Here is a 15,680-nt window from a genome sequence, read left to right on the forward strand (position 1 = left end):
AGTAAGATGAAGCACCCGTACGAGTATCAGCGTATCCGTTGATTTTCCTCGACAGGTGATGGCTCAGAGACAAGGGACTATGGAAAAGAAATGGTTTTCCGCCAGGGAACTGATGGGTAAGGCGGGGTTGCCGTCAACCCCGCAAGGGGTCAATTTGATGGCCCGGCGCGAAGGCTGGGTCAGTCGCCGCCGCAGCGGCGTGCAGGGCAAAGCGCTGGAATACCATATCGACAGTCTGCCGTTCGGCGCGCGCAGCCTGTCGGCGTTGCGCGAAACCGACCATCCGGATTACGACGTCAAACGTCAGGATCCGGTACGGGTCTGGATCGAGTATTACTATCACCTCACGCCGGCCGAACGGGAAAAGCTGCTGGCGTTCCTGATGCGTGAAGGCATGAGCCGCCTGCTCCAGCTGATCGAGTCCCCCCGCTAGCCGCGTTCAACTCTCTCCTTCCGGCGCCCAGCCGCCGTTGTGCCACAGGTGCAGCGTGGCGTAAGAGCGCCACGGGCGCCAACGTTCGGCGTAGCGTTCAATCTGGCGCGGCGTCATGCCGGGGAAACGCTGTTTGATCAGGTAGTCGCCGGCCAGGAACACGTCCGGCCACGACCAGGCGCGCATCGCGATATAGCTGGCGGTCCAGCTACCGATACCCGGCAGCGCGGTCAGCGCCTTGATGCCCTGTTCGATATCCAGCACGTTGTCGAGCTGCAGCCGTCCTTCCCCCAGCGCGCGGGCGATCTCGATCAGCGCCGCCGCGCGCTTCACTTGCACCCCGAGCGGGCGCAGTTCTTCAGGCTGCAGCTGCGCCACCCGTTCTGCTGTGGGGAAAACGTGGGTGATGCCCTCATGTGGCGTCGCCAGCGCTTCGCCCCAGCGTTCGGCCATCCGCCCGGCGAAGGTCGCCGCCATTTTCACGCTGACCAACTGCCCCAGCACCGCACGCGCCGCCTGCTCGAAACTGTTCACGCAGCCCGGCAGGCGCAGCCCCGGCGCATCGGCCGCCAGCGAGCCCAGCGCCTCATTGATGCGATCCGGCGCGGCGTCCAGATCAAACAGCAGGCGCACCCGGCGCAACACCTCCGTCGTCACCAGACTGAGCGTCGGCGCAATCTCGACCCGAACCCGATTGCGCGCCTCTTCCGGCTGCACGCTGAGCCAGCCGCGGTGTTCCGTGCCGCCCTGGCTGACGGCGATCGAGCGCAGGTAGCGGCGCCCCTCGACCCGCTCCACGCCCTGCACGGCGCGCGCCTGCAAGAAATTCAGCATGCGCGCCCAGTCATAGGGCGGCCGATAGCCCAGGTGAAACACCAACCCGCTGGCGGCGGCCCGTTCACCGCGCGCGCCGCCGCTGCGCAGCGCCGACGGGATCAGGCGGTAACGCGCCTTGAACAGCTCGTTGAAACGCCGCAGGCTGCCGAAACCGGCGGCGAACGCCACCTCGCTGAGCGGCAGATCGGTGTCCGCCAGCAGGCGCTTGGCCTGTAGCAACCGGTGCGACTGCGCGTAATCGATCGGCGAGGCGCCAAACTGTTCGGCGAAGATGCGCCGCAGATGGCGATCGGAAATGCCCAGCCGCGCCGCCAGCGCTTCGCAGCTGTGTTCGGACAGATACCCCTGCTCGATGAGCTGCACCGCCACCTGGGCATAGCGGTTGCCCAGATCGATCAGCGCCAGGCCGGGCGCCAGTTCCGGTCGGCATTTGAGGCAGGGGCGAAACCCCGCCAGTTCAGCCGCCGCCGCGCTCGGATAAAAGGTGCAGTTTTCCAGCTTCGGCGTGCGGGCGCTGCACACCGGGCGACAATAGATGCCGGTGGAAGAGACGCCGACGAAAAAACGGCCGTCGAATTTGCGGTCACGCGCGCGCAGCGCGTCGTACAACGCTTGCTGTTGAGTATTCATGGCAACGCTCGGGTTCGGTTTTTTCTGCATTATGGGACTCGGCTAGCGCGCTGACGTGCGGAATTCGGACATTAAGTTACGCACCTTCCCACCGTCCAGATTAGCGATTGTCTTTAATGATTATGCGTCTGAACAGTGTTCAGACGCACCATTTTCACCGCCACCGACATAAAGCCCCGCTGCCCGACGACTTATTGCCCCTGGCGCGGTACCCCCAATGCCCGGCGCATCAGCCCATCGAAGGCGCGATCGGACAACAAGCGCCGCAGAAAAATCAGCGGTTTCGCGCCAAACCCCACGGCATAGCGCGTTTTCGGACGATGGGCGGCGACGGCTTTGGCGATCGTATCGGCAATCACGCTCGGCGGCGATTGCCGTTTCTTGCTGGCGTCGCTGACCATGGCGTGGGCGACAGCGTGAGCCTGAGCGGCGTACTCGCTCTGGCCGGAAACGCCGATCAGTTTTTCCGCGGCGATATCCGCCCATTCACTCTGGATGCCGCCGGGTTCGATCACCACGACGTCGATGCCGAAAGGTTGCACCTCCATGCGCAAACAGTCGCTGATGGCCTCCAAGGCGAATTTGGTGCCGTGATACCATCCGCCCAGCGGCGTATGTATTTTCCCGCCCATCGACGTAATATTGATGACGGTGCCGGAGCGCTGCGCTCGCATGTGCGGCAAAATCAGCTGCGTCAGCCGAACCGCACCGAACACATTCACATCAAATTGAGCGCGAGCCTCATCCGCAGAAACGTCTTCAATAGCGCCATAGGAGCCGTAACCGGCGTTATTGACCAACACATCGATACGCCCCGTTTCGGCGATGATGGTCTTTACCGCCTGCGCCATGGAAGCATCGTCGGTGACGTCCAACGGCAAAACGCGAATGCCGGCGGCAGCCAGAGCCTGCATGCGTTCAACCCGGCGGGCGGCCGCATAAACGGTATGCCCGCGCTGCTTTAACGTGACGGCGGTGGCTTCGCCAATACCGGACGAGGCGCCGGTCACCAGGATCACTTTGGACTTCATACTGACTGCTCCTTATTAGGATGATTGCGTTGGCGACTGCCTGCGCAGTCTGTATGTTGTCCACTTTAAGCGACGGGCCCTGCCGCAACCATGTCGAACCGCGCCAATCAACTCGCAGAATGCGCCAACGTGAACAGCGCCTCTCGGCTAATTCAGCCGCATCGCCTGGCGAGCCGCTTCCGGCGTTTGCCCTGTCCATTCGTGAAAGGCGCGGAAGAAAGAGTTCGGCTCTTCAAAACCGAGCAAAAAGGCAATCTCTCCGCTGGTAAGGGTCGAATGCTTAAGATAGTGGCGCGCCAATTTTTCCCGGGTGCCGTTGCTCAGCGAACGAAAACTCTCGCCCTCATCTTCCAGACGCCGCTGCAGCGTCCGGCGGCTCATGCCCAATCTTGCCGCCACCGCGTCGATGCCGGCGGTATTGCTGGGAATCAACTCCAGCAGCACCGCACAAACGCGCTCTCCGGTGGTTGCCGTGGCGTCCAGTTCACTGAGGCGACGACGCAGCTCGGGTTCGAAAACGCGCCACATGCCCTCATTCACTGTCAAAAAGGGACGCAAGGCATCTGCGGAGGAGAAAGTAATACCCGGCCCTGCCCCAGGCGTTACCGCGCAGCCGAAGAAGGCTGCCAAGGGGCGTGAAAGGGCTGCAGGCGGCAGTTCAGGCAAGGTGATACGGCGCGCTTTTACCGGTTCGCGCGTGGCAAGCTGCGCCAGCCGAACATAAAATGCCAGCTCAGCCACCAGTAAAGACGCCGGTACCGCCTCCTCCGCCAACAACCAGCGGGGTGAAATCGTCATTTCGCCTTCAGGGCCGATGGCGAGCTCCAGGCTCATCGGCGCCGTAAGTTGCTTGTATTTCGCTAACCGCTGGACAGCTTGCGCCAGATTGGCGCTGCACAGGGCGGCGAATATCGGAGGGTCAAACGATTCCGTTGACATCAGCGCAACGATTTTCAACGGAAACAACGGGTCGCCCGTTCCTTCCTCCATCGCGCGCCAGAAGCGGAAATATTCTTCCGTAGTGATCCCTTCAGCGGTGCGTGACAACAGATCTTCAGGCAATGCAGCCCGGCGTAAAACATCCGTCGGCTGGAGCCCCAGATCTTTCAGCAGGGTTCTCCAGCCGATATTCATGAGAAAGGTCGAGTTGCGCGTCATGAAATCCTCATCACAGAGTCATAGGGAAAGGCATTCCCCGCTCGGAATACCTGTTGAGTATAAAGAAATGGCGTGCGTCTTGATGGGCGAAGCACGCCATTTTCATAGCCGACTGTGCCATTGCTGCGGCTTGAGCGTTATCCGCACTGAGAAAGTTCGCGCAAGCCGCCGCGCCCGCTAAATTTTTCGACACTCGCGCATTGGCGCATTGCCCGCCGGCCCCGTCTCGGGTAAAGTCGCCCCCCTTCATTGGCATGGGGACAAAAAAGAGATGTTTATTGGATTCGATTACGGGACAGCCAACTGTTCCGTTGCAGTGATGCGCGACCACGGCCCCGAGCTGTTGACGCTGGAAAACAACGCGCCCTATCTGCCTTCGATGCTGTGCGCGCCGACCCGCGAAGCGGTGAGCGAATGCCTGCACCGCCATTGGCAGATCCCGACCGGCAGCGAAGAAAACCAGCAGCTGCTGCGCCGCGCCATCAGTTACAACCGCGAAGAAGACATTCCGGTCAACGGCGACAGCGTGCTGTTCGGCCTGCAGGCGCTGGCGCACTATATGGAAGATCCGGAAGAGGTGTACTTCGTGCGCTCGCCGAAGTCCTTCCTCGGCGCCAACGGCCTGAAACCACAGCAGATCGCGCTGTTCGAAGACCTGGTGTGCGCCATGATGTTCCACATCAAACGCCAGGCGGAAAATGTGCTGCAAACCGGCATCGATCAGGCGGTGATCGGCCGACCGATCAACTTCCAGGGCATCGGCGGCGACGAAGCCAACCGGCAGGCGCAGGGCATTCTGCAACGCGCCGCCGAACGCGCCGGTTTCAAGGACATTGAATTCCAGTTCGAGCCGGTGGCGGCGGGGCTGGACTTCGAAGCGACGCTGAGCGAAGAGCAAACCGTGCTGGTAGTGGACATCGGTGGCGGCACCACCGACTGCTCGGTGCTGCTGATGGGGCCGCAGTGGCGCAACCGCGCCGATCGCCAGCAGAGCCTGCTGGGCCACAGCGGCTGCCGGGTCGGCGGTAACGATCTGGACATCATGCTGGCCTTCAAGCAGCTGATGCCGCTGTTCGGCCTGGGTGGCGAAACCGCGAAAGGCATCGCCCTGCCGGCGCTGCCTTACTGGAACGCGGTGGCGACCAACGATGTGCCGGCGCAAAACGATTTCTACAGCACCGCCAACGGCCGCGTGCTGCGCGATCTGATCCTCGACGCGGCGGAGCCGGAAAAGGTCAAGCGCCTGCTGAAAGTGTACCAGCAGCGCCTGAGCTACCGATTGGTGCGGGCGGCCGAAGAGAGTAAGATCGCCCTGTCCGGCCAAACGGCCATCAGCGCGCCGCTCAATTTCGTGCAGGCCGATCTGGCGGAGAACATCAGCCAGGATCAGCTCGCCGACGCCATCTCGCAGCCGTTGATGCGCATTCAGGAGCAGGTCAGCGCCGCGCTGGCCAGCAGCCAGACCGCGCCGCAGGTGATCTACCTGACAGGCGGCAGCGCGCGTTCGCCGCTGCTGCGCGCCGCGCTGCAACAGCAGCTGCCGGGCATTCCGATCGTCGGCGGCAACGACTTCGGCTCGGTCACCGCCGGGCTGGCGCGCTGGGCGCAAACGCTTTTCCGTTGACAGCCCAAGGGCGCGGCTCGCCGCGCCCTTGTTCATTGGAGGCTATGCATCATGTCGACCATCCTTACCCTCGACAGCGCCAGGCTACGGCTGCGCCCCTGGCGCGACGACGACCTGCCGGCCTTCGCCGCGCTCAACGCCGATCCGCAGGTCATGCGCTATTTCCCGGCGACGATGACGGCCGAGGAAAGCCGCGCGCAGGCCGAACGCATCCGCGCCTTCCTGCAACAGCACGGCTGGGGGCTGTGGGCGGTGGAAGTGAAAAGCGGCGCGCCTTTTATCGGTTTTGTCGGGCTGGCGCGGCCGGGCGACGATCTGCCTTGCTCCCCCTGCGTGGAGATCGGCTGGCGGCTGGCGGCGGCCCACTGGGGCAACGGCTACGCCGCTGAGGCGGCGCGCGCCGCGCTGGCGTGCGCCTTCGACACGCTGCATTTGCCGGAAGTGGTGTCCTTCACCGCCGAAGATAACCAGCCGTCGCGCCGGGTGATGACGCGCATCGGTATGCGCTTCGACGGCGAAACCTTCCTGCACCCGCGTCTGCCGGCGGGCCATCCGCTACAAAAGCACGTCTTGTACCGGCTGAACCGACAAACGTGGCGCGAACGCCACGGCGATTAATACAGCGTATCCTTCAGCCGCTGCGGCAGCGCGCTGTCGTACTCCTCACCGTCGAAGCGCGTTTGGCTCACCGCGGCCAAAATATGGCCGGGGCTGGGCAGCGCCGAACGCTCGAGGCGGCTGGCCTCTTCCCATAACCCCGAACGCAAGATCGCCCGGCTGCACTGGAAGAACACCGCCTCCACCCGAATGCGCAGCACCGAACGCGGCAGCTGGTTACGGTGGGCGAAACGCTGCAACACCGCCGGCGCCACCACGATCTCCGCCCGCCCGTTAATCCGCAGCGTTTCGCCGATGCCGGGGATCAGCAGCAGCAGCGCCACCCGGTTGTCGTGCAGGATATTGCGCAGGCTGTCGATGCGGTTATTGCCGCGCCGATCCGGCAACAGCAGGGTTTTCTCGTCTTCGATATGAATGAAACCGGCCGGATCGCCGCGCGGCGAGACGTCCATGCCGTCCGGCCCCACCGTCGAGAGGGCGGCGAACGGCGCCGCCTCGATAAACGGACGGTAAGCCGGGTGGATGTAGCTGACTTCTTTAAAAACCGAGGGCGCGGCGGGCTTGCCGTACAGCTGTTCCAGCGCCGCGAGGTCGTTGATGATATCGCCAGACATTGCAGTTTCCTGAATGAGTCATATTGACCCCTTCAGCATAGAGCAAAATCGCCGGCGGCTCTTACTCGGCGCTGGCGTGGTTCAGCGTCTGAATGTCGTCCGCATCCAGCGTCAGACGCGTGGCGCTGACCAACTCATCCAGCTGCGACAACGAGGTGGCGCTGACGATCGGCGCGGTGATGCTCGGACGCGCGATCAGCCAGGCCAGCGAGACCTGCGCCGCAGAGACGCCGTGTTTGCCCGCCACCTGATCCAGCGCCGCCAGGATGCGGAAACCGCGCGGGTTCAGGTAGCGTTCGACGATGCGATCGCCGCGCTGACTTTTGCCCTCATCCGCTTTGCTGCGGTATTTGCCGGTCAGAAAGCCGCTGGCCAGCGCGAAGAAGTTGATCACCCCGAGGCCATGGCGCTGCGCCACCCGCTCCAGCTCGGCTTCATACCCTTCGCGCGCATACAGATTGTATTCCGGCTGCAGGGTTTCGTAGCGCGCCAATCCGTTGCTCTCGCTCACCCGCAGCGCTTCTTCCAGGCGATCCGCCTGATAGTTGGAGGCGCCGATCGCCCGCACCTTGCCGGCCTTAATCAACGCATCGAACGCCGCCAGCGTCTCTTCCAGCGGCGTATCGCGGTCATCGTCATGCGACTGATAAAGATCGATATAATCGGTTTGCAGGCGCCGCAGCGAATCCTCCACCGCCTGCTGAATATAGCGCGGCGACAGACCCTGTTTGCCTTCGCCCATCGGTTTACCCACCTTGGTGGCGATGATCACCTGGTCGCGCTTGCCGCTCTTCTTCAGCCATTCGCCGATGACGGTTTCCGATTCGCCGCCCCGGTTGCCCGGCGCCCAGCTGGAATAAACGTCGGCGGTATCGATAAAGTTGAGCTGATTGTCCACCAGCGCATCCAGCAGGCTGAACGAGGTCGCTTGATCCGCCGTCCAACCGAACACATTGCCGCCAAAGGTCAACGCCGGCACCTGAATGCCTGAGCGGCCCAATTCTCTGTTGCTCATCACCTGCTCCTGTGGGAAAAGATTCGCGGGTTAATTATTAGCGCCAACCAGGATAGAACGCTAAAACGGATTGGCTATAAGCTGAAACAAATCACTTATAAACATAGCACGCTCAAATCACCCACTTATTAGGACAATGCTGACGGTTCCTCCATATTTCCTTCATTTTTATGCCGTCCCCGCTGGCTAAACTAGTATCCTGTAAGGAGTGTCATTTTTGTGGCAATGAGTGCCCGCACCCCTGCCTTTTGGAGAGAATTTTCGCCGCCATGAATGCAAAACCCCAACGCCGTTCCCTGATGCCGCGCCTGCTGGTTGCGGCCATCCTGGTCATCGCCGCCGTCTTCGCCTGGCGTTATTTTAACGCCGCTCAACCGCCGGCCGGCACGGCCCCGGGCGCGCAGCAGGCCGGCGGCAAAGCGGGGACCGGTCGCGCGGCGGGCGGGCGGCGCGGCGCGGCGATGTCGCCGGTGCAGGCCGCGACGGCCACGCAACAGACGGTGCCGCGCTATCTTTCCGGCTTGGGCACCGCCACCGCCGCCAATACCGTCACCGTTACCAGCCGGGTCGACGGCCAACTGATGGCGATCCACTTTACCGAAGGCCAACAGGTCAAAGCCGGCGATCTGCTGGCGGAGATCGATCCCCGGCCGTTCCAGGTGCAGCTGACCCAGGCGCAGGGGCAGTTGGCGAAAGATCAGGCCACGCTGGCCAATGCCCGGCGCGATCTGGCGCGCTATCAGCAATTGGTGAAAACCAATCTGGTTTCCCGTCAAGAGCTGGATACGCAGGCCTCGCTGGTGCAGCAAACCGAAGGCGCCATCAAAGCCGATCAGGGCGCGGTCGACAGCGCCAAACTGCAGATCACCTACAGCCGCATCACTGCGCCAATCGACGGCCGCGTCGGGTTGAAACTGGTCGACGTCGGCAACTACGTCACCAGCGGCAGCACCACCGGTTTGGTGGTGATCACGCAGACGCACCCGATCGACGTGGTGTTCACGCTGCCCGAAGGCAACATCGCCGATCTGCTCAAGGCGCAAAAAGCCGGGCCGGTGAGCGTCGAAGCCTGGGATCGCACCAACCAGAACAAGCTGACGACCGGTTCGCTGCTGAGCCTGGACAACCAAATTGATACCGCCACCGGCACCATCAAGCTGAAAGCGCGCTTCGCCAACGAAGACGACGCGCTGTTCCCCAACCAGTTCGTCAACGCGCGGCTGCAGGTGGATACCCTGCACGATGCGGTGGTGATCCCGACCGCCGCGCTGCAGATGGGCAACGAAGGCAACTTCGTCTGGACGCTCAGCGAAGACAACAAGGTCAGCAAACACCGGGTCACCGCCGGCGTGCAGGACAGCCGGCAGGTGGTGATCAGCGCCGGCCTCAACGCCGGCGATCGGGTGGTGACCGACGGCATCGATCGCCTGACCGAAGGCATGCAGGTGGAAGTGCTGGCGCCGAACGACGCGCCTGCGGCGTCAAAAGCCAAGCGCGAACCTGACGTTCAGAGGAAGTCCTGATGCAGGTGATGCCACCGACCCGCGGCGGCGGCCCTTCCCGCCTGTTTATCCTGCGCCCGGTCGCCACCACCCTGCTGATGGTGGCGATACTGCTGGCGGGGATCATCGGCTATCGTGCGCTGCCGGTTTCCGCGTTGCCGGAAGTGGACTACCCGACCATCCAGGTGGTGACGCTGTATCCCGGCGCCAGCCCGGACGTGGTCACCTCCGCCATTACCGCGCCGCTGGAACGCCAGTTCGGCCAGATGTCCGGCCTGAAGCAAATGGCGTCGCAAAGCTCCGGCGGCGCCTCGGTGGTGACGCTGCAATTCCAGCTGGCGCTGCCGCTCGACGTCGCGGAGCAGGAAGTGCAGGCGGCGATCAACGCCGCCACCAACCTATTGCCGAACGATCTGCCCTACCCGCCGATTTACAGCAAGGTTAACCCGGCCGATCCGCCGATCCTGACGCTGGCCGTCACCTCCACCGCCATGCCGATGACGCAGGTGGAAGACATGGTGGAGACGCGCGTAGCGCAGAAAATCTCTCAGGTGACCGGCGTCGGCCTGGTGACCCTGGCCGGCGGCCAACGCCCGGCGGTGCGTGTAAAACTGAACGCCGCGGCGGTCGCCGCCTATGGCCTGAACAGCGAAACCATCCGCACCGCCATCAGCAACGCCAACGTCAACTCGGCAAAAGGCAGCCTGGACGGCCCGACCCGCTCGGTCACCCTGTCCGCCAACGACCAAATGAAATCCGCCGACGACTATCGCCAGCTGATCGTCGCCTATCAGAACGGCGCGGCGATCCGCCTGCAGGATATCGCCACCATCGAACAAGGGGCGGAAAATACCCGACTGGCGGCCTGGGCCAACCAGCAACAGGCGATCGTGCTGAACATTCAGCGCCAGCCCGGCGTCAACGTCATCACCACCGCCGACAGCATCCGCGAAATGCTGCCGACGCTGATTAAAAGCCTGCCCAAGTCGGTCGACGTCAAGGTGTTGACCGATCGCACCACCACCATCCGCGCCTCGGTCAGCGACGTGCAGTTCGAGCTGCTGCTGGCGATCGCGCTGGTGGTGATGGTGATCTACGTGTTCCTGCGCAACGTGCCGGCGACCATTATCCCCAGCGTGGCGGTGCCGCTGTCGCTGGTCGGCACCTTCGCCGCCATGTATTTCCTCGGCTTCTCCATCAATAACCTGACGCTGATGGCATTAACCATTGCCACCGGTTTCGTGGTGGATGACGCCATCGTGGTGATCGAGAACATCTCGCGCTACATCGAGAAAGGGGAAAAGCCGCTCGACGCCGCGCTGAAAGGGGCCGGCGAGATCGGCTTCACCATCATCTCGCTGACCTTCTCGCTGGTGGCGGTGCTGATCCCGCTGCTGTTCATGGGCGACATCGTCGGCCGCCTGTTCCGCGAGTTCGCCGTGACGCTGGCGGTGGCGATTTTGATCTCCGCCGTGGTATCGCTGACGCTGACGCCGATGATGTGCGCCCGCATGCTCAGCCACGAATCGCTGCGCAAGCAGAACCGCTTCTCCGCCGCCTCCGAGCGCTTTTTCGAGCGCGTGATCGCGCGATACGGCCAGTGGCTGAAAACGGTGCTTAACCACCCCTGGCTGACGCTCGGCGTGGCCGTGGGCACCCTGGCGCTGACGGTGTTGCTGTACCTGCTGATCCCGAAAGGCTTCTTCCCGGTGCAGGACAACGGCATCATTCAGGGCACGCTGGAGGCGCCGCAGAGCGTTTCGTTCAGCAACATGGCCGAGCGCCAGCAGCAGGTCGCGGCGCAGATCCTCAAAGATCCGGCGGTGGAAAGCCTGACCTCGTTCGTCGGCGTCGACGGCAGCAACGCCACGCTCAACAGCGGCCGGCTGCAGATCAACCTGAAGCCGCTGAGCGAACGCAGCGACCGCATTCCGGCGATCATCAGCCGGTTGCAGCAGCAAACGGCGCAGTTCCCCGGCGTGAAGCTGTACCTGCAGCCGGTGCAGGATCTGACCATCGATACCCAGGTCAGCCGCACCCAGTACCAGTTCACCCTGCAGGCGATGTCGCTGGACGATCTCAGCCTGTGGGTGCCGCAGCTGATGGATGAGCTGAAACAAACCCCGCAGCTGGCGGACGTCACCAGCGATTGGCAGGATCAGGGGCTGGTCGCCTACGTCAACGTCGATCGCGATTCGGCCTCGCGCCTCGGCGTCACCATGAGCGACGTGGACAATGCGTTGTACAACGCCTTCGGCCAACGCCTGATCTCCACCATCTACACCCAGGCCAATCAATACCGGGTGGTGTTGGAGCACGACGTCAGCGCGACGCCGGGGCTGGCGGCGCTCAATGAGATCCGTCTGAGCGGCAAGGACGGCGCCGTGGTGCCGTTGAGCGCCATCGCCAAAATCGAAGAACGGTTCGGCCCGCTGTCGGTCAACCACCTCGACCAATTCCCGTCGGCCACCGTCTCGTTCAACGTCGCCGCCGGCTACTCGCTCGGCGAAGCGGTAGACGCGGTCACCCAGGCGGAAAAAAATCTCGCCATGCCGAAAGACATCACCACCCAATTCCAGGGCGCGACGCTGGCCTTCCAGGCGGCGCTCGGCAGCACGCTGTGGCTGATTTTGGCGGCGGTGGTGGCGATGTATATCGTGCTGGGCGTGCTGTATGAAAGCTTCATTCATCCGGTGACCATCCTCTCCACCCTGCCGACCGCCGGGGTCGGCGCGCTGCTGGCGTTGATGCTGGCCGGCAGCGAACTGGACGTGATCGCCATCATCGGCATCATCCTGCTGATCGGCATCGTGAAGAAGAACGCCATCATGATGATCGACTTCGCGCTGGCGGCGGAACGCGAACAGGGTTTATCGCCGCGCGACGCCATCTATCAGGCCTGCCTGCTGCGTTTCCGGCCGATCCTGATGACCACGCTGGCGGCCTTGCTCGGCGCGCTGCCGCTGATGCTGAGCACCGGCGTCGGCGCGGAGCTGCGGCATCCGCTGGGCGTCTGTATGGTCGGCGGCCTGATCATGAGCCAGATCCTGACGCTGTTCACCACGCCGGTGATCTACCTGCTGTTTGACAAACTGGCGCGCAACACGCATCGCCAGCCGGATACGCAGGAGCTGCCGTGAAATTCTTCGCCCTGTTCATTCACCGGCCGGTGGCCACCACCCTGCTGACGCTGGCCATCGCCATCAGCGGCGCGATCGGTTTTCGCCTGCTGCCGGTGTCGCCGCTGCCGCAGGTGGATTTTCCGGTGATTTCGATCAGCGCGTCGCTGCCGGGCGCCTCGCCGGAAACCATGGCCTCCTCGGTGGCGACGCCGCTGGAGCGCGCGCTGGGCCGCATCGCCGGGGTCAATGAAATGACCTCGATGAGCTCGCTCGGCAGCACCCGGGTGATTTTGCAGTTCGATCTCAGCCGCGACATCAACGGCGCCGCGCGCGACGTGCAGGCGGCGATTAACGCCGCGCAAAGCCTGTTGCCGACCGGCATGCCGAGCCGCCCCAGCTATCGCAAGGTCAACCCTTCCGACGCGCCGATCATGATCCTGACGCTGACGTCGGACACCTACAGCCAGGGGCAGCTTTACGACTTCGCGTCCACCCAGCTGGCGCAGAAGATCAGCCAGACCGAAGGCGTCGGCGACGTTTCCGTGGGCGGCAGCTCGCTGCCGGCGGTGCGCGTGGAGTTGAACCCTTCGGCGCTGTTCAATCAGGGTGTTTCGCTGGATGCCGTGCGGCAGGCCATCAGCAACGCCAACGTGCGCCGCCCGCAGGGCGCCGTCGAAAACCCGCAGCAACGTTGGCAAATCCAGGCCAACGACGCGCTGAAAACCGCCGACGCCTACCGCCCGCTGATCGTTCATTACAACAACGGTTCGGCGGTGCGGCTCGGCGACGTGGCCGAGGTCAAAGATTCGGTGCAGGACGTGCGCAACGCCGGGATGACCGACGCCAAGCCGGCGATCGTTCTGGCCATCAGCCGCGCGCCGGACGCCAACATCATCGAAACCGTCGATCGCATTCGCGCCGAGCTGCCCGCGCTGCAGGAAAACATTCCGGCCGCAATCTCGCTCAACGTCGCGCAGGATCGCTCGCCGACCATTCGCGCGTCGCTGGCCGAGGTCGAACAGTCGCTGGCGATCGCCATCGGGCTGGTGATCCTGGTGGTGTTCATCTTCCTGCGCTCCGGCCGCGCCACGCTGATCCCGGCGGTCGCCGTGCCGGTGTCGCTGATCGGCTCGTTCGCCGCCATGTATCTGTGCGGCTTCAGCCTCAACAACCTGTCGCTGATGGCGCTGACCATCGCCACCGGCTTTGTGGTGGACGACGCCATCGTGGTGCTGGAAAACATTTCCCGCCACGTCGAGGCCGGCATGAAACCGATCAACGCTGCGCTGCTGGGCGCGCGGGAGGTCGGTTTCACCGTGCTGTCGATGAGCGTTTCGCTGGTGGCGGTGTTTATCCCGCTGCTGCTGATGGCGGGCCTGCCCGGCCGGCTGTTCCGCGAATTCGCCGTCACCCTGTCGGTGTCGATCGGGCTGTCGCTGATCGTCTCGCTGACGCTCACGCCGATGATGTGCGCCTATCTGCTGCGCCACCAGCCGGCGCGTTCGCAGCGGCGCGCGCGCGGCTTCGGCAAAATGCTGCTGGCGCTGCAGCAGGGATACGGACGCTCGCTGAACTGGGTGCTTGGCCACTCGCGCTGGGTGCTGGCGGTGTTCCTCGCCACCATTGCGCTCAACGTCTGGCTGTATATCAGCATCCCGAAAACCTTCTTCCCCGAACAGGATACCGGCCGCCTGATGGGCTTTATCCAGGCCGATCAGAGCATCTCGTTCCAGGCGATGCGCGGCAAACTGGAAGATTTCATGAAAATCGTGCGCGAAGATCCGGACGTGGAAAACGTCACCGGCTTTACCGGCGGCTCGCGCACCAACAGCGGCTCGATGTTCATCTCACTGAAACCGCTGTCGGTACGCAGCGACGACGCGCAGAAAGTGATCGCCCGCCTGCGCGCTCGCCTGGCCAAAGAACCGGGCGCCAGCCTGTTCTTGATGGCGGTGCAGGATATCCGCGTCGGCGGCCGCCAGGCCAACGCCAGCTACCAATATACGCTGCTGGCGGATGACCTCGCCGCGCTGCGCGACTGGGAACCGAAGATCCGCGCCGCGCTGGCGGCATTGCCCGAGCTGGCGGACGTCAACTCGGATCAGCAGGATAAAGGCTCGGAGATGGATCTGGTCTACGATCGCGAGACCATGGCGCGTCTCGGCATTTCGGTGTCCGACGCCAACAACCTGTTGAACAACGCCTTCGGCCAGCGACAGATTTCGACCATCTATCAACCGCTCAACCAATACAAAGTGGTGATGGAAGTGGCGCCGCCTTACACTCAGGACGTCAGCTCGCTGGACAAGATGTTCATCATCAACAACGAAGGCAAGGCGATACCGCTCTCCTACTTCGCCAGTTGGCGACCGGCCAACGCGCCGCTGTCGGTCAACCATCAGGGGCTGTCCGCCGCCTCGACCATCTCCTTTAACCTGCCGGACGGCGGCAGCCTGTCGGACGCCACCGCCGCTGTCGAGCGCACCATGACTCAGCTCGGCGTGCCGTCCACGGTGCGCGGCGCCTTCGCCGGCACCGCCCAGGTGTTCCAGGACACCCTGAAGTCGCAGCTGATCCTGATCCTGGCGGCGATCGCCACGGTGTATATCGTGCTCGGCGTGCTGTACGAGAGCTATATCCATCCGCTGACCATCCTCTCCACCCTGCCTTCCGCGGGCGTGGGGGCGCTGTTGGCGCTCGAGCTGTTCGGCGCGCCGTTCAGCCTGATCGCGCTGATCGGCATCATGCTGTTGATCGGCATCGTGAAGAAAAACGCCATCATGATGGTCGACTTCGCGCTCGAGGCGCAGCGCAACGGCGGCATCAGCGCCCGCGAGGCGATTTTCCAGGCCAGCCTGCTGCGCTTCCGGCCGATCCTGATGACCACGCTGGCGGCGCTGTTCGGCGCGCTGCCGCTGGTGTTGACCAGCGGCGACGGCGCGGAGCTGCGCCAGCCGCTCGGCATCACCATCGCCGGCGGTCTGGTGATGAGCCAGTTGCTGACGCTGTACACCACGCCGGTGGTCTATCTTTACTTCGACCGGCTGCAGGCGAAGTTCCGCCGCAACAAGCAGCTGGCCCCGCTGCCGCACTAAT

The 15,680-nt window shown here is 63.5% G+C and carries 11 protein-coding genes; 6 read left to right on the top strand and 5 right to left on the bottom strand.

What is annotated here, in order from left to right:
• Positions 1-79 precede the first annotated feature (79 nt).
• Positions 80-433: a DNA-binding protein gene (locus tag EDY99_RS15215; RefSeq protein ID WP_033644048.1), complete on the top strand. Its 354-nt coding sequence runs from the start codon at positions 80-82 to the stop codon at positions 431-433.
• 6 nt (positions 434-439) lie between these two features.
• Here EDY99_RS15215 and alkA read toward each other — a convergent pair whose 3' ends face one another.
• The 3 genes from alkA to EDY99_RS15230 all read right to left on the bottom strand — a co-directional run bounded on the left by alkA (position 440) and on the right by EDY99_RS15230 (position 4,089).
• Positions 440-1,930 (bottom strand): DNA-3-methyladenine glycosylase 2, encoded by a 1,491-nt coding sequence (alkA, locus tag EDY99_RS15220; protein ID WP_116286538.1) that lies wholly within the window; start codon positions 1,928-1,930, stop codon positions 440-442.
• 161 nt (positions 1,931-2,091) lie between these two features.
• Positions 2,092-2,931 carry an oxidoreductase gene (locus EDY99_RS15225; protein WP_033651541.1) on the bottom strand — a complete coding sequence of 280 codons (840 nt, stop codon included), beginning with the start codon at positions 2,929-2,931 and terminating at the stop codon, positions 2,092-2,094.
• Positions 2,932-3,078: 147 nt separating this feature from the next.
• Entirely contained in the window at positions 3,079-4,089 is a 1,011-nt protein-coding gene (locus EDY99_RS15230; protein ID WP_033644051.1) for an AraC family transcriptional regulator, read from the bottom strand.
• 271 nt (positions 4,090-4,360) lie between these two features.
• On the opposite strand from EDY99_RS15230, the gene yegD reads away from it, so the two are divergent.
• Together yegD and EDY99_RS15245 are read left to right on the top strand one after the other, a co-directional pair.
• Positions 4,361-5,713: a molecular chaperone gene (gene yegD / locus EDY99_RS15240; protein WP_033651543.1), complete on the top strand. Its 1,353-nt coding sequence runs from the start codon at positions 4,361-4,363 to the stop codon at positions 5,711-5,713.
• 51 nt (positions 5,714-5,764) lie between these two features.
• Positions 5,765-6,331, top strand: coding sequence for a GNAT family N-acetyltransferase (locus tag EDY99_RS15245; RefSeq protein ID WP_033651544.1), 567 nt, complete (start codon positions 5,765-5,767; stop codon positions 6,329-6,331).
• On the opposite strand, the gene EDY99_RS15250 is transcribed toward EDY99_RS15245, so the two are convergent.
• Together EDY99_RS15250 and EDY99_RS15255 are read right to left on the bottom strand one after the other, a co-directional pair.
• Positions 6,328-6,945 (bottom strand): pyridoxamine 5'-phosphate oxidase family protein, encoded by a 618-nt coding sequence (locus tag EDY99_RS15250; RefSeq protein WP_033651545.1) that lies wholly within the window; start codon positions 6,943-6,945, stop codon positions 6,328-6,330. The two genes, EDY99_RS15245 and EDY99_RS15250, sit on opposite strands and share 4 nt — an antisense overlap.
• A 61-nt stretch (positions 6,946-7,006) precedes the next feature.
• Entirely contained in the window at positions 7,007-7,960 is a 954-nt protein-coding gene (locus EDY99_RS15255) for an aldo/keto reductase (RefSeq protein ID WP_060660366.1), read from the bottom strand.
• A gap of 269 nt (positions 7,961-8,229) precedes the next feature.
• On the opposite strand from EDY99_RS15255, the gene EDY99_RS15260 reads away from it, so the two are divergent.
• Genes EDY99_RS15260 through mdtC form a run of 3 tightly spaced genes read left to right on the top strand, consistent with a single transcriptional unit; the run spans position 8,230 to position 15,679 of the window.
• Complete coding sequence (locus tag EDY99_RS15260; RefSeq protein ID WP_089192124.1) at positions 8,230-9,483, top strand: MdtA/MuxA family multidrug efflux RND transporter periplasmic adaptor subunit; 1,254 nt, start codon at positions 8,230-8,232, stop codon at positions 9,481-9,483.
• The gene (locus tag EDY99_RS15265; RefSeq protein WP_033644058.1) at positions 9,483-12,602 is read left to right on the top strand and encodes an MdtB/MuxB family multidrug efflux RND transporter permease subunit; all 3,120 of its coding nucleotides are present in this window, start codon (positions 9,483-9,485) and stop codon (positions 12,600-12,602) included. The genes EDY99_RS15260 and EDY99_RS15265 overlap by 1 nt, the downstream gene beginning before the upstream one ends.
• Entirely contained in the window at positions 12,599-15,679 is a 3,081-nt protein-coding gene (gene mdtC, locus EDY99_RS15270) for a multidrug efflux RND transporter permease subunit MdtC (protein WP_047574078.1), read from the top strand. Before EDY99_RS15265 ends, mdtC begins: the two co-directional genes overlap by 4 nt.
• Position 15,680 lies beyond the last annotated feature (1 nt).

Origin of the sequence: Serratia sp. LS-1 (assembly GCF_003719595.1) — a bacterium.
In the GTDB taxonomy this organism is placed as follows: Bacteria; Pseudomonadota; Gammaproteobacteria; order Enterobacterales; family Enterobacteriaceae; genus Serratia; species Serratia ureilytica.